This is a genomic window from Avibacterium sp. 21-595, from assembly GCF_023611905.1.
GTDB lineage: Bacteria > Pseudomonadota > Gammaproteobacteria > Enterobacterales > Pasteurellaceae > Avibacterium.
The window spans coordinates 1231784-1247821 of sequence record NZ_CP091455.1; the positions used below are offsets into that span (position 1 = coordinate 1231784).

The following is a 16038-nucleotide window of genomic DNA, read 5'->3' on the forward strand; positions in this document are numbered from 1 at the left end:
TGTTATTAGAGGATAGGTATGCAACACCTTAAAGAAATTACCGAACAGGCAAAAGAAGCGATTGAAAAATTGCACGATAAAAGCCTTGAAACGCTAGATGCCATTCGTGTGGAATATTTTGGGAAAAAAGGGCATTTTACCCAATTAATGCAAGGATTGCGTGATGTGGCGGCGGAAGAGCGTCCTGCAATGGGGGCAAAAATCAATGAAGCGAAACAAAAAGTGTTAGATTTATTAAACACCAAAAAAGCACAATGGGAAGAAGAGGCCCTTAATGCACAGTTAGCGAAAGAGAGTATTGATGTCAGTTTGCCGGGGCGTAAAACAGAATTAGGTGGCTTACACCCTGTTTCAATTACCATTGAGCGTGTTGTAAAATTTTTCTCTAACTTAGGTTTTAGTGTAGAAGTTGGGCCTGAAATTGAAACTGATTATTACAACTTTGATGCACTAAATATTCCGGCTCATCACCCAGCCCGTGCCGATCACGATACGTTCTGGTTTGATGCAGAGCGTTTATTGCGTACCCAAACCTCTGGCGTACAAATTCGTACAATGGAAAAAATGCGTCCGCCAATTCGTATTATGGCACCGGGACGTGTATATCGTAACGATTATGACCAAACCCACACCCCAATGTTCCACCAAATTGAATTACTTTATGTGGATAAACACGCTAACTTCAGTGAATTAAAAGGCTTATTACACGATTTCTTACGCGCCTTTTTTGAAGAAGACTTACAAGTGCGTTTTCGCCCGTCCTATTTCCCTTTTACAGAACCTTCTGCAGAAGTCGATGTGATGGGTAAAAACGGCAAATGGTTGGAAGTGCTAGGTTGTGGAATGGTTCACCCAAATGTGTTGCGTAATGTTGGTATTGATCCAGAAGAATATTCTGGCTTTGCGGTGGGAATGGGCGTAGAACGTTTAACGATGCTACGTTACAATGTAACAGATTTACGTTCGTTCTTTGAAAATGATCTCCGTTTCTTAAAACAATTTAAGTAATTGAAAACCGAATTTAATGTAGAGAAAGAATATGAAATTTAGTGAATTATGGGTGCGTGAATGGGTTAATCCTGAAGTTAGCACGGAACAATTATGTGATCAAATTACAATGCTTGGACTCGAAGTCGATGGCATTGAAGCGGTTGCTGGTGAATTTAATGGCGTTGTTGTTGGGGAAGTGGTGGAATGCGCTCAACACCCTGATGCTGATAAATTGCGTGTAACCAAAGTGAATGTTGGTGGTGAACGTCTATTAGACATTGTATGTGGCGCACCAAATTGCCGCCAAGGGTTGAAAGTAGCTTGTGCTGTAGATGGTGCTGTATTACCGGGTAATTTTAAAATTAAGAAAACTAAATTGCGCGGTCAGCCTTCTGAAGGAATGTTATGTTCATTTAGTGAATTAGGCATTTCTGACGATCATAACGGTATCATTGAATTACCAGCCGATGCACCGATTGGGACGGATTTACGTGAATATTTACAATTAAATGATAACAGTGTAGAAATCAGCTTAACGCCAAACCGTGCCGACTGTTTAAGTATTGCGGGTATTGCCCGTGAAGTGGGCGTGGTAAATCAGCAAACAGTCAATACGCCTGAGATTCAGCCCGTTGTAGCAACCATTACTGATAAAGCACAAATTGATCTGTTAGCGCCAGAGGCTTGCCCACGCTATTTATTGCGTGTGGTAAAAAATGTGAACGTTAAGGCGCAAACGCCTATTTGGATGCAAGAAAAATTACGCCGTTGCGGTATCCGTTCTATTGATCCGGTGGTAGACATTACCAATTACATTTTACTTGAATTAGGACAGCCAATGCACGCCTTTGATGCGGCTAAAGTGAGCCAGCCTGTACAAGTACGTATGGCAAAAGAAGGGGAAGAATTAGTCCTGTTAGACGGTACAACCGCCAAACTTCAACCCAATACACTTCTTATTGCCGATCAAAATGGTCCATTAGCAATGGCTGGCATTTTTGGTGGTGAAGCAAGCGGAGTAAATGGCGAAACAAAAGACGTTATTCTTGAATCCGCATTCTTTGCTCCGTTAGCTATTACAGGGCGTGCAAGACAATATGGCTTGCATACTGATGCTTCTCACCGCTTTGAACGCGGCGTTGATTTTAATTCACAACGCGATGCGATGGAACGAGCAACCGCATTATTATTAGAAATCTGTGGTGGAGAAGCGGGCGAAATTTGTGAGGTGGTCAGTGAAGTGCATTTACCCAAAGTGAAACAGGTTCAATTACGCCGTGAAAAATTAGATCACCTACTAGGGCATTATATTCCAACTGAAACGGTTACTGATATTTTGCAACGCTTAGGGTTACAAGTAAGTTATCAAGACGGTTTATGGACAGCGATTTCACCAAGCTGGCGTTTTGATATTGAAATTGAAGAAGATTTGATCGAAGAAGTCGCCCGTATTTACGGTTATAACAATATTCCGAATAATCCACCATTAGCGCATTTACAAATGAAACCAATGCCTGAACATTTATTAGAATTGGTTCGTGTTCGCACGGCATTTGTAGATAGTGATTATCAAGAAATTGTGTCTTATAGCTTTGTTGATCCTGAAGTTCAGCAATTATTATACCCACAACAAGAGGCATTAATTTTACCAAATCCAATTTCGCGTGAAATGTCTGCTATGCGTGTTTCTTTATTACCAGGCTTACTTACCACCATTGCTTACAACCAAAATCGTCAGCAAAATCGTGTACGTATTTTTGAAGGTGGATTACGCTTTATTCCTGATAGCCAAGCAGAAAGTGGCGTTCGTCAAGAATACGTTATTGGCGCAGCGATTGTAGGGGATAAACGTCCAGTTCATTGGGAACATAAAGGCGAAAATGTGGATTTCTTTGATCTAAAAGGGGATTTAGAACGTATTTTATCGCTAACAAAGGCTGGAAATCGTTTGCGTTTTGTTGCAAAATCATATCCAGCGTTACACTCGGGACAATCCGCTGCCATTATGTTGGACGATAAAGAAATCGGTTATATTGGTACCGTACATCCAAAAGTCGTGCAACAGCTTGGTTTATCAGGTAAACCAATTGTATTTGAAATTGAATGGGCTGCCATTGCAGAAAAATCTGTGCCAAATGCCAAAGAAATTTCTCGCTTCCCAGCTAATAAACGTGATTTGGCCGTTGTCGTGGATAGCGCAATACCAGCTGGCGATGTGTTAGAAGTCTGTCGTCAAGCAGGCGGAAAACAGCTTGTGAACCTAAGTTTATTTGATGTTTACCAAGGGGCAAATTTACCACAAGGTAAGAAAAGTTTAGCGATTAGCTTAACAATTCAAGATACGGAAAAAACCCTTGAAGAGAAAGAAATTAATGCGGTAATTTCAGCAGTATTAGACGCATTAAAACAACGATTTGATGCTTATTTGAGAGATTAATATTATGACATTGACCAAAGTTGAACTAGCTGACAGCTTAATTGAAAAGCATAATCTAAATAAACGTGATGCCAAATTATTGGTAGAAAGTTTTTTTGAGGAAATTCGCGTAGCGTTGGAAAGTGGGCAAGATGTGAAATTATCGGGATTTGGTAATTTTGAATTACGTGATAAAGCCTCACGCCCGGGACGCAACCCTAAAACAGGGGAAAGCGTACCTGTTTCCGCACGTCGCGTCGTGGTGTTCAAACCCGGTCAAAAATTACGTTCTCGAGTAGAAAAATCGAAGCCAAAGGCTTAAATATTTATGTGATAAGAAAGCTATCTTTTTTTGGATAGCTTTCCTTTTATTTATTTTGTAGGTAAAAAATGCGTTTAGCTAAATTTATTTTAGTTTCCCTTGGTATTGCTGTCTTAGCAGCTTGTTCAGGGTCTCCACATTCAGCAAATCATTCAGATTCTGATGAAAAAATTTCTTATCAGGGACGACTTGATGATCCAATTATGACAATCGCCTTATTAAGTGAACATCAACGAGAATGGGCTGGCACGCCTTATCGTTTAGGCGGGCAAAGTCGCCGTGGTATTGATTGCTCTGGATTTGTGCAAAAAACATTTCGTGATCGTTTTAATATTCAACTTCCGCGTACGACAAAAGAGCAAGTGAAATATGGTACAAAAGTACCAAAATCACAAATTCAAACAGGAGATTTAGTCTTCTTTAAAACAGGGCGAGGGCCTAATGGCTACCACGTTGGGATTTATGTTAAAGATGGTCAATTCCTGCACGCATCAACTAAAGGTGGGGTGATTTATTCTTCCCTCAATAGCCCTTACTGGACGCGCACTTATTGGCAAGCGCGTAGAATGTAAAATTGCATTTATAAAAATAGAGAAATAGAAAAGTGCGGTGGAAAATGTTAATTTTTTTCACCGCACTTAATTTTTTACCCACTTTCTAATTCGCTTTACGTTTAATTCACTTCCTTAAACGCGATCATTTCATTTTGGCTAAAATCGGTTTGTTCCTCTTCATCTTGGTATAATGGGGTAGTTGGCAGATCTTGTTTATCAAAAGCAATATCGCCTTCCACACCGTCTAACTGTTGTCCACGTTGAATATCTTTGAAATTAAATAAATTTTTATCGCATAAGTGAGAAGGTACGATATTTTGCATTGCACTAAACATCGTTTCGATACGCCCCGGATATTGGCGATCCCAAGTCTGTAACATTTCTTTTACCACTTGGCGTTGCAAGTTAGGTTGCGAACCGCATAGATTACAAGGAATAATGGGGAATTGTTTGGCGATAGCATATTTTTCAATATCCTTTTCTTTGCAATAGGCCAGTGGACGAATCACAATTTGTTTGCCATCATCGCTAATTAATTTGGGTGGCATTGATTTCAGTTTGCCACCATAGAACATATTTAAAAATAGGGTTTCTAACATATCATCACGATGATGACCAAGAGCAATTTTGGTTGCGCCAAGCTCTGTGGCAGTGCGGTATAAAATCCCACGTCTTAAGCGTGAGCAAAGAGAGCAAGTGGTTTTGCCTTCTGGGATTTTTTCTTTCACAATGCCGTAGGTATTTTCTTCTACAATTTTGTAATCTACGCCAATGCGTTCTAAATATTCAGGTAAGACGTGTTCGGGGAAGCCGGGTTGCTTTTGATCTAAATTTACCGCCACAATGTCAAAATGAATCGGTGCGTTAAGGCGTAAATTGAGCAAAATATCAAGCAAAGTGTAGCTATCTTTTCCACCAGACAAGCACACCATTACCTTATCGCCCTCTTCAATCATATTAAAATCAGCAATGGCAGCCCCTACATTACGGCGTAGGCGTTTTTGTAACTTATTGAAATTGTAGATTTGTTTCTTTGTTTTTTCGTTTTGAGAAGTTAAATTTTCACTCATTGGATTTATTATTCAGTTATATCAATTTAAAAAACTTGCGTATAGTAAGGGGTAATGGAATTTTTTCCAATAGGAATATGCAGGATTTAGGTCTTTTTAGGTAGCTAAAAAAAGATGAACGTTTTTGACCGCACTTTATTATGATGATGCGGTCATTGATAATTATACTGAGTGAATATGCTGGAGAAGTACTTCATTGATGCGTGATTGCCAACCTTTTCCAGTGGCTTTAAAGGCTTCAATGACTTCTGGTGATAAGCGAATAGTGATAATTTGTTTGGTTGGCGCTTTTTGTTTACCTCTTACTTTTGGTTTTATATGCCCTTGTTTTTCCATTTCAGTTTGATGTGCAAGCACCATATTGACAAAATCATCAGGCATTGTTTCTTGTAACGATTTCATTTGTGTAAAGTCACTTTGCTGTAATTCTCGGGCTTCCCCCTCAACATTAATCAGTGGTATGTTTTTTTCTGTTTTCATATTTTTTGACCTCCCTTGCATTTGCTTTACGGAAGCTAATCACTCGAATTCCTGTTTTTATTGGCGTAAATACAAGAATATGTAATCGCGCTGTTGTACCCACATAACCCGCGGCTAAAAAACGCGGTTCGGGATAATCTTTTCTCTCATCAGCAATAATCATTGCGCTATCCCAATGAAAATAACGCGCCATTTCAAACGAGAGTTGACGCTCTTCAATATTGCGCTGATTTTTCTTTTGATCAAATTCAATTTCCATTTTGAATGTTAAATCAAATAACCATTTCTTTATTGTAAATACATTTTGCTAAATGACAAGTTTTTGTAAACATTTTTGGTAAAAAATCGATCTACAAGATCCGTAAAAAATCCTGTATAATCAACTACAATTTTTGTCTAATTTTTATTTGCTTGTGAGAATACACAATGCTTGAAACATCACAAACAATCCCTGAATTGGTCTCTTGGGCAAGGGAGCGAGAATTTTCGCTTAATTTGCCGACTGATCGTTTGGCGTTTTTATTGGCTATTGCGATTTATAACAATGAACGTTTAGACGGTGAGATGTTAGAAACGGATTTAGTGGATATTTTCCGTCATACCGCATCAGCCTTTGAGCAATCCCCCGATAATATTGCTACCCGAGCCAATAATACGATTAATGAATTAGTGAAACAGCGTTTTCTCAATCGTTTTAGTAGCGAATTTACCGAAGGTTTGGCCATTTATCGTTTAACCCCATTGGGCGTTGGGGTTTCGGACTATTACATTCGCCAACGTGAATTTTCTGCGTTACGCCTTTCTGTCCAGCTTTCTATTGTGGCAGATGAAATTCAACGTGCTTCTGAAGCGGCAGAAGAGGGTGGAGATGAACATCATTGGCGACGCAATGTGTTTGCGCCATTAAAATATTCTGTGGCAGAGATTTTTGACAGCATTGATTTCTCACAACGTGTGATGGATGAAAGTCAGCAACGCATTAAAGATGAAATCGCTGAGCTATTAACCAAAGATTGGCAAGCAGCGATTTCAAGCTGTGAACGTTTATTAGATGAAACCTCAAGCAATTTACGTGAATTACAAGATACTCTCAATTCCGCTGGGGATAAACTGCAAGCACAATTATTGCGTATTCAAGATTGTGTGATCGGACAGCAGAATCTCTATTTTATCGATCAACTTATTATTGATTTACAAGCAAAATTAGACCGCATTATCAGCTGGGGGCAACAATCTATTGATTTGTGGATTGGTTATGACCGCCACGTACATAAATTTATCCGTACAGCGATTGATATGGATAAAAATCGTGTGTTTTCGCAACGTTTACGCCAATCTATTCAACATTATTTTGAAAATCCTTGGTATTTATGGACGGCACAAGCAGAACGTTTAGTAGATTTGCGTGATGAAGAGCTTGTATTACGCGAAGAAGATGCGCTAGGGGAGTTGCCAGAAGCATTACAATACGAAAGTTTGGCTGATTTGCACGAACAAATTGTTGAACATATGCAAGCCCTATTAATTGCTTATCGCGAAAATCATCGTCCTATTAATCTTAGCCTTGTGTTAAAAGAACAGTTATATAATTATCCCGTTGAACGACATTTTGATGTAGCAAGAATTATTGTCGATCAAGCTGTACGGCTAGGAATGGCGAGTGGTGATTTAAGTGGCATATATCCACAATGGGAAGAAATAAATCAGGCGGGTGCTGAAGTACAAGCCCATATTATTGATGAATATAATTAAGAGAAAAAATGATGACAGATCAGTTACAAGATATAATTTCAGTAAAACAAGCTCAAGCCATTGCAAATCCTCTTTTTCCTGTTGTGGACAGCCAATTACGAGCGGGAAGACATATTAGTATTGAACAGCTTGATAATCACGCCTTTTTAATGGATTTTCAATATGAGTTGGATCAATTTTATCGCCGTTATAACGTAGAATTAATTCGCGCGCCAGAAGGTTTCTTTTATTTACGTCCAAAAGCAACAACATTAATTGCGCGTTCTGTTCTTTCCGAGCTAGAAATGCTTGTGGGAAAGGTATTATGTTACTTGTATTTAAGTCCAGAACGTCTTGCTCAACAAGGTATTTTTACCACACAAGAAGTTTATGATGAATTATTAAATCTTGCTGATGAAAGCAAACTGTTAAAAACCGTCAATCAGCGTTCTTCAGGATCTGATTTAGATAAACAGAAATTAGCTGAAAAAGTACGAGCAGCACTTAACCGCTTACGCCGTCTAGGAATGATTGCTACCGTAGGGGATCAGCATAGTGGTAAATTTGTGATTTCAGAAGCGGTATTTCGTTTTGGTGCTGAAGTGCGTGCAGGTGATGATCCAATGGAAGCACAATTACGCTTAATTCGTGATGGCGAAGCGGCAACACCGCAATCCTTACAAGATGAGAAAAGTGCGGTACAAAATGACGTTGAAAATGTAGATGAAATAGAAGAAATTGATGAGGAAGGGGAAGAATAATGAGCAAAGCATTTGAAGTAGAAAATGATAATTTAACCCTTGATAGTGAAGAAATGGAAAATCATCAACCTGAAGAATTAGACATTATTGAAACAGCGCAAGCAGAACAGCAAGATGCGCCTGCTCCCATTGCTCAAAATGTCGAGCGTGGAAAATTCCGCTCACTGACCCTCATTAACTGGAACGGTTTTTTTGCCCGTACATTTGATTTAGATGAGTTAGTCACGACCTTATCAGGGGGGAATGGTGCGGGGAAATCAACCACAATGGCTGGTTTTGTTACCGCATTAATTCCTGATTTAACCTTATTGCACTTCCGTAATACCACAGAAGCGGGGGCAACCACGGGTTCACGCGACAAAGGGTTGCACGGTAAGCTCAAACCGGGTGTCTGCTATGCAGTATTAGATGCAGTGAATTCTCGTCATCAACGTGTTTTAGTCGGGGCGCGTCTACAACAAGTTGCTGGACGAGATAAAAAAGTTGATATTAAAACCTTTTCTATTCAAGGGCTAAGTCTTGCACAAACACCAACAAGTGTTTTAACTGAAACGGTCAATGAACGTCAAGCAAGGGTACTAACACTTAATGAATTAAAAGAAAAAATAGAAAACCTTGGCGCACAATTTAAACAATATCATTCCATTACAGATTATCACGGAATGATGTTTGATTTAGGGATTATTCCTAAACGTCTGCGTTCTTCTTCAGATCGTAGCAAATTTTATAAACTCATTGAAGCCTCGCTTTACGGAGGAATTTCCAGTGCGATTACTCGCTCCTTGCGTGATTATTTATTACCCGAAAACTTAGGCGTCCGTAAAGCCTTTCAAGATATGGAAAGTGCATTGCGTGAAAACCGTATGACCCTTGAGGCAATTAAAGTTACGCAATCGGATCGTGATTTATTCAAGCATTTAATTACGGAAACCACCAATTATGTGGCGTCAGATTATATGCGTAATGCCAATGAACGTCGAGGCAATGTAGAAAGTGCCTTAACACATCGTAAGGAATGGTATTTAGCAAAATCAGAACGTGATTTATCACAACATCGCTTAGTGGATTTTAGCCGTGAATTGGCGGAACTTAACGAAAATGAGCAAACCCTTGAGGTTGATCACCAAAGCGCACTCGATCATCTTAATTTGGTGCTAAATGCGTTACGTCATCAAGAAAAAATCTCGCGTTATCAAGATGATGTAGAAAGTTTACGAGAAAAATTAGAAGAACAAAAATTTGCGGTAGAAGAAGCATCAGAACAGCACGAAGAAAGCCAAGCGCAGTTAGAACAATATGAACAAGAAGTGGATCAACTACGTAGCCAATTAGCGGATTATCAACAAGCACTAGATGCCCAACAAACCCGTGCGTTGCAATATCAACAGGCTATTCAAGCACTTGAAAAAGCCAAAACCCTTTGTGGATTGGCCGATCTTTCTACTAAAAATGTGGAGGATTATCACGCTGAATTTGTCGCGCAAGCGGAAGATTTGACGAATAATGTTCTAGATTTAGAGCAAAAAATGTCGATTTCCGAAATGGCGAAATCGCAGTTTGATAAAGCCTATCAACTTGTTTGCCAAATCGCAGGCGAAATGCCACGTTCTGCTGCGTGGGAAAGTGCAAAAGCATTATTACGTGAATATCCGAGCCAAAAAGTGCAAGCGCAACAAACACCGCAACTTCGTGCCAAATTACACGAGTTAGAACAGCGTTATCAACAACAGCAAAGTGCGGTGCGTTTATTGAAAGAATTTAATCAGCGAGCCGCATTAGAACTTGAAACCGCCGATGAAATTGAAGACTATTATGCGGAGCAAGAAAGCCTTGTTGATGAGCTAAATGAAGAATTAGCAGAACAGGTGGAACAGCGCTCAACTTTGCGTCAAAAACGTGAGCAGTTGAATGTCCGTTACAATGAAAATGCCAATAAAGCCCCTGCGTGGCTTACCGCGCAATCAGCGCTAGAACGTTTACAAGAACAAAGTCATAGCCAGTTTGCTGACAGCCAAGACGTGATGAATTTTATGCAATCACTCTTAGTTAAAGAACGAGAATTAACCATCAAACGCGATCAGTTAGAGCAAAAACGTCAGCAACTTGATGAGCAAATTTCTCGTTTAAGCCAGCCAGATGGTTCTGAAGATCCGCGTTTAAATGTATTAGCAGAACGCTTTGGCGGTGTGCTACTTTCTGAGCTTTATGATGATGTGCCAATTGAAGATGCACCTTATTTCTCCGCGTTATATGGCCCTGCTCGTCACGCGATTGTGGTGCGCGATTTAGACGCTGTGAAAGCACAATTAGCGCAACTTGAAGATTGCCCAGATGATTTATACCTTATCGAAGGTGATCCAAGTTCTTTTGATGACAGCGTATTGTCCGCCCAAGAGCTAGATCTAGGGGTTGTGGTTCAGGTGTCTAACCGTGAATTACGTTATTCAAAATTCCCTGAAATTCCATTATTTGGCCGTGCTGCACGAGAAAAACATTTAGAAGCCTTACAAATTGAACGTGATGAAGTATCCGAACACTATGCCGAATGTGCTTTTGATGTGCAAAAATGCCAACGCTTACACGAACATTTCAGCCAATTTGTTGGTTTGCATTTAGCCCTCGCATTCCAGCCAAACCCTGAAGAATTAATGGCACAAATTCGCCGTGAACAAGGGGAAATCGAGCGTGAATTAGGGCAGTTTACTACCACTGAACAACAAATTCGCCTTAAATTAGACAATGCAAAAGAAAAATTACAGTTATTAAATAGACTGATTCCGCAATTTGGCGTCATTGGTGATGAAGGTTTATTAGATCGTATCGAAGAATGTCGTGAGCAATTAGATTTAGCAGAACAAGATGAACGCTTTATTCGCCAATATGGCGTGACATTGTCACAACTCGAACCCATTGCCAATACATTACAAAGCGATCCAGAAAATTATGAGCGATTAAAAGCTGACTATGAACAAGCAAAACAACAACAAAAACAAATTCAACTACGTGTTTTTGCTTTAGCCGATGTGGTACAACGTAAAGCCCATTTTGATTACAAAGAAAGCGTTCAATCTGAAACCTCTGAATTAAATGAGCAGCTTCGCAATCGTTTAGAGCAAATTCAGCAACAACGTGAACAACAACGCGAACAAGTTCGTCAAAAACAAATTCGTTTTGCCCAATATAATCAAGTTTATATTGAGCTGCGTAGTTCTTATGAAGAAAAAAATAAAGTACTGAATGAGTTGCTTGAGGAAATCAGTCAGCTTGGCGTACGCGCAGATGATGGGGCAGAGCAACGGGCGCAAACACGTCGTGATGAATTATCGCAACAACTTACTACGGTACGTAATCGTCGCCGTTATTTGGAAAAACAATTAACCTTAATTGAAAGCGAAAGTGAAAATCTTAACCGCCGTATTCGTAAAGCAGAACGCGATTACAAAACACAACGTGAATTAGTGGTGGCAATGAAAGCAAGCTGGTGTGTGGTGCTACGATTATCACGCAATAGTGATGTGGAAAAACGTTTAAACCGCCGCGAGTTAGCTTATCTTTCTGCTGATGAATTACGTTCAATGTCAGATAAAGCCCTTGGTGCGTTGCGTACTGCCGTAGCTGATAATGAATACCTGCGTGATGCGTTGCGTTTATCTGAAGATAATCGTAAACCAGAAAATAAAGTGCGGTTCTTTATTGCAGTGTATCAACATTTACGTGAGCGTATTCGTCAAGATATCATTAAAACAGATGATCCGATTGATGCGATTGAACAAATGGAGATCGAATTATCTCGCCTAACTGCAGAATTAACAAATCGTGAGAAAAAACTCGCGATTAGTTCCGAAAGTGTGGCGAATATTATGCGTAAAACCATTCAACGCGAACAAAATCGCATTCGTATGCTCAATCAAGGCTTACAAAATATTGCCTTTGGTCAGGTGAAATCGGTGCGTTTAGTGGTCAATATTCGTGATACTCACGCAATGTTGTTAGATGCATTATCCGATCGCCACAATGATTATCAAGATTTATTCTCAGATAACCGCATTACTTTCTCCGAAGCCATTGCGAAATTGTATCAACGCTTAAATCCACATATCGATATGGGGCAGCGTACCGCTCAAACTATTGGTGAAGAGTTGTTGGATTACCGCAATTACCTTGATTTAGAAGTTGAAGTGTATCGTGGCGCAGATGGTTGGTTACGTGCAGAAAGTGGTGCATTATCAACGGGTGAAGCTATTGGTACTGGGATGTCAATCTTGCTAATGGTGGTACAAAGTTGGGAAGAAGAAAGCCGTCGTATTCGAGGTAAGGATATTGTTCCTTGCCGTTTATTATTCCTTGATGAAGCGGCACGTTTAGATGCGAAATCGATTTCTACCTTATTTGAACTATGTTCTCGTTTAGATATGCAATTATTAATTGCAGCACCTGAAAACATTAGCCCAGAAAAAGGAACCACTTATAAACTGGTACGTAAAATCTCAGGTAATCAAGAACAAGTTCACGTAGTGGGATTACGTGGGTTTGGTGCAACACACTAAGTTATATTAAAGTGCGGTAAAAAATAAGGGGAATTTCTACCGCACTTTAAATTTCTTTCTTTTTACTAAGGATAGCGAATGGCTTATTTATTTCTTGCTATTGCTTGTAGTGTGGCTGTCTCCGTATTATTAAAAGTCGCACGGAAGTTTAATATCGTCATTGAACAGGCAATCGCATTCAATTATCTTATTGCCCTGTTATTAAGTTATTTTTTATTACAGCCTAATTTTCAAGGACAAGGCTTCACCGAGTTTATTGTACAAAATGAAAATAGTGCCATTTTCTTAGCCCTAGGTTTATTGCTACCGAGTGTGTTCATTATTATGTCTAAAGCGGTTGAATTTGCTGGCATTGTGCGCTCTGATGCAGCGCAACGTTTATCCTTATTTCTGCCTATTTTAGCTGCCTTTATATTATTTGGCGAACAGCTCAGTCAATCACGTATTATCAGTTTAGTTTTGGCTTTTTTTGCGTTATTTTGTTTAATCAATAAACCGTGCGAACAGCAACTTTCTGTCAAAGCAGGATTGAGTTTGCTTGCTGTTTGGTTAGGCTATGGTGTCATTGACATTTTATTCAAACAAATGGCCAAAATGGGAAATGCCTTTCCAACCACCTTGTTTATTGCGTTTGCCTTAGCAATGTGCGTGATGTTTATGTATTTATTGATTAAACGAACCCAATGGAATGGCGCAAGCTTATTAGCTGGAATTGTACTCGGCGGGCTAAATTTTATGAATATTCTATTTTATATTCGCGCCCATCAAAGTTTCAGCCAAAACCCAACGCTGGTTTTTGCTGGAATGAATATTGGCGTGATTTGTCTTGGCACGCTTGTAGGCGCAATAGTATTCAAAGAAAAAATAAGTAAAATTAATGGGGTAGGCTTAGTACTTGGTATTTCTGCCATTCTCAGCCTATTTTATTTAGAACCTTTTTTAACAAGGTAAGGTAATGCAAGATAATTTTAGTTTTTTTGTTTACGATTACGAAAGTTTTGGCGTTAATCCCGCCACGGATCGCCCTGCGCAATTTGCCGGTATTCGTACTGATAAAGATTTTAATATTATTGGTGAGCCTGTGATGTTCTATTGCAAGCAAACTAATGACTATTTACCTTCACCCACTGCGGTAATGGTAACGGGTATTACGCCACAACAATGCAACGAACAAGGTTTATCTGAACCAGAATTTGCCCAGCGAATTTTGCAAGAATTCTCACAGCCAAATACTTGTGTAATGGGGTTTAATAATATCCGTTATGACGATGAAATGACCCGTTATACCTTTTATCGGAATTTTATCGATCCTTACGAATATAGTTGGAAAAATGGTAATTCTCGCTGGGATTTACTGGATTTAGTGCGTGCCTGTTATGCCTTGCGACCAGAAGGCATAAACTGGGTTTATGATGATGAGGGAATGCCCTCGTTCCGCTTAGAAAATTTAACCAAAGCGAATGGAATAGAGCATAGCAATGCCCACGATGCAATGGCTGATGTGTATGCAACTATCGAAATGGCAAAACTGATCAAACAAAAACAGCCAAGATTATTCCAATTTTTCTTTGAACATCGCGATAAAAAATCCCTTGAAAAAATGATTAACACCACAGAAATGACACCCTTGGTTCACGTTTCAGGAATGTTGGGGAATTATCGCGGTAATACCACTTGGATTGCCCCTTTAGCCTGGCACCCAAGCAATAAAAATGCCGTCATTGTGTGTGATTTAGATAGCAATATTGATGATTTACTCAATAAAAGTGCGGAAGAATTACGCCAAAATTTATATACCAAAAAAGCGGAATTGGAAGAACAAGGCATTTTGCCAGTGCCATTAAAATTGGTGCATATTAATAAATGCCCAATTTTAGCTCCAGCCAAAACCCTATTACCTGAAAATGCACAACGTTTAGGCATTAATCGTCAAGATTGCTTAGCAAACCTTGCTAGATTACGTGCAGATCTCAATATCCGTGAAAAAGTGCTACAAATTTTCACCGATGAACGGACATTTGAGCCAAACGATAATGTGGAAACTGAATTGTATAGCGGATTTTTCAGTCCAAATGATAAAAATAATATGGCTATTTTGCGTGATTTAGCACCTGAAAAATTGGCTGAACATAATTTGACGTTCCAAGATAAACGTATTGATGGCTTGCTATTTCATTATCGCGCACGACATTTCTATAAAACATTAACCAGAGCAGAGCAGTTACGTTGGGATAAATACCGCCGTAGAAAGCTGGAACAAAGTGCGGTGCAATTTGAGCAAGAATTACAAACCTTAGCGGAAGAACATCAAAACACCCCTGAAAAATTAGCTTTATTGCAACGGGTTTATGAATATGGCGTAAAATTACTAGGGTAACTTTGTGATGCTGTCACAATGTAATTATTTTTCTAACATTATGTAGAATAAAAAATCGAGTAATCTAATTGCTCGATTTTTTTATTTTTCACGTAGCGTAATCATATCTAATTAAGAAAATGATACTGCTAAATAAATTGGACATACTTATATTTCTTATTTAACTAATCAATATATCTGTTAAGTTCTCGCGAAAATACCTAATTTAGTAAACTCATTAGCAACAAGAACAAATAACAGAGACAGATGGGATAGCTTCCATCAATTCCAAATTTTATTTATTAAAATTTTACTTAAATTAAAAGTAAAGCAAGATTTTTCTAGCCTTCATCTTTAATTCTTCTTTAATTTTTCTTTACATTGCATTCATTCCAGTGCGTAACATCTAAAGTTTTAGCGTTACAACGTTGCCGATATGCTTGTTTTCACCTTGCTTAACTAGTAAAAGTGATCTGTGTGTAACCCTGTGATTTTATTTATTCGTAGTTTTCGCTAACCCGATAACTGATTTCGCATAATGTATATTATGTTAAATAATGAAGGTGTAAAAGTAACTTTTTATTACTCTCTTTTGTTGAGCTTATGGCATCTCTAATATTTTATGTTGCGCTTTATTTATTGCAGCATTATCTTATTTTTTAGATTGCTGCGCTGTTATGGTGATGTGGTAATTTACCCTTGATTTCTACAATAGATAAAATAAATGCTAATAAGATTTAAAATAACTAATATTGTGAAACTTATTAAAGAAAGAGAAAAATTCGAATGATGCTTTTGTTACAGGGTTACA

12 protein-coding genes are annotated in these 16038 nt (G+C 38.9%); 9 read left to right on the plus strand and 3 right to left on the minus strand.

The window, feature by feature from the left end; genetic code table 11:
* The first annotated feature begins 18 nt into the window (after positions 1-18).
* The 4 genes from pheS to L4F92_RS05755 all read left to right on the plus strand — a co-directional run bounded on the left by pheS (position 19) and on the right by L4F92_RS05755 (position 4300).
* Complete coding sequence (gene pheS, locus L4F92_RS05740) at positions 19-1008, plus strand: phenylalanine--tRNA ligase subunit alpha (RefSeq protein ID WP_250350258.1); 990 nt, start codon at positions 19-21, stop codon at positions 1006-1008.
* A 31-nt stretch (positions 1009-1039) separates the two neighbouring features.
* Entirely contained in the window at positions 1040-3427 is a 2388-nt protein-coding gene (gene pheT / locus L4F92_RS05745; RefSeq protein ID WP_250363004.1) for a phenylalanine--tRNA ligase subunit beta, read from the plus strand.
* A 4-nt stretch (positions 3428-3431) separates the two neighbouring features.
* Entirely contained in the window at positions 3432-3728 is a 297-nt protein-coding gene (locus L4F92_RS05750; protein ID WP_103855875.1) for an integration host factor subunit alpha, read from the plus strand.
* Positions 3729-3796: 68 nt separating this feature from the next.
* The gene (locus tag L4F92_RS05755; protein WP_250363005.1) at positions 3797-4300 is read left to right on the plus strand and encodes a C40 family peptidase; all 504 of its coding nucleotides are present in this window, start codon (positions 3797-3799) and stop codon (positions 4298-4300) included.
* Positions 4301-4401: 101 nt separating this feature from the next.
* Here the strand turns inward: L4F92_RS05755 and ttcA are convergent, their stop codons facing one another.
* From ttcA to L4F92_RS05770, 3 genes are all read right to left on the minus strand, one after another.
* Positions 4402-5352 carry a tRNA 2-thiocytidine(32) synthetase TtcA gene (gene ttcA, locus L4F92_RS05760; RefSeq protein ID WP_250363006.1) on the minus strand — a complete coding sequence of 317 codons (951 nt, stop codon included), beginning with the start codon at positions 5350-5352 and terminating at the stop codon, positions 4402-4404.
* A 162-nt stretch (positions 5353-5514) separates the two neighbouring features.
* Complete coding sequence (locus tag L4F92_RS05765) at positions 5515-5832, minus strand: BrnA antitoxin family protein (RefSeq protein WP_250363007.1); 318 nt, start codon at positions 5830-5832, stop codon at positions 5515-5517.
* Positions 5801-6091 (minus strand): BrnT family toxin, encoded by a 291-nt coding sequence (locus L4F92_RS05770; protein WP_250363008.1) that lies wholly within the window; start codon positions 6089-6091, stop codon positions 5801-5803. Before L4F92_RS05770 ends, L4F92_RS05765 begins: the two co-directional genes overlap by 32 nt.
* A 167-nt stretch (positions 6092-6258) precedes the next feature.
* On the opposite strand from L4F92_RS05770, the gene mukF reads away from it, so the two are divergent.
* From mukF to sbcB, 5 genes are all read left to right on the plus strand, one after another.
* Positions 6259-7584, plus strand: a complete 1326-nt coding sequence (mukF, locus tag L4F92_RS05775) for a chromosome partition protein MukF (RefSeq protein WP_250363009.1) — start codon at positions 6259-6261, stop codon at positions 7582-7584.
* A gap of 11 nt (positions 7585-7595) precedes the next feature.
* Positions 7596-8324 carry a chromosome partition protein MukE gene (gene mukE, locus L4F92_RS05780; RefSeq protein ID WP_250351688.1) on the plus strand — a complete coding sequence of 243 codons (729 nt, stop codon included), beginning with the start codon at positions 7596-7598 and terminating at the stop codon, positions 8322-8324.
* On the plus strand, positions 8324-12871 hold the full coding sequence (mukB, locus tag L4F92_RS05785; protein ID WP_250363010.1) for a chromosome partition protein MukB: 4548 nt from the start codon (positions 8324-8326) through the stop codon (positions 12869-12871). The genes mukE and mukB overlap by 1 nt, the downstream gene beginning before the upstream one ends.
* 78 nt (positions 12872-12949) lie before the next feature.
* A complete protein-coding gene (locus L4F92_RS05790) occupies positions 12950-13822 on the plus strand; it encodes a DMT family transporter (protein WP_250350250.1) in 873 nt (290 codons plus the stop codon).
* Between the two features lie 4 nt (positions 13823-13826).
* Positions 13827-15248 carry an exodeoxyribonuclease I gene (gene sbcB / locus L4F92_RS05795; RefSeq protein ID WP_250350249.1) on the plus strand — a complete coding sequence of 474 codons (1422 nt, stop codon included), beginning with the start codon at positions 13827-13829 and terminating at the stop codon, positions 15246-15248.
* Positions 15249-16038 lie beyond the last annotated feature (790 nt).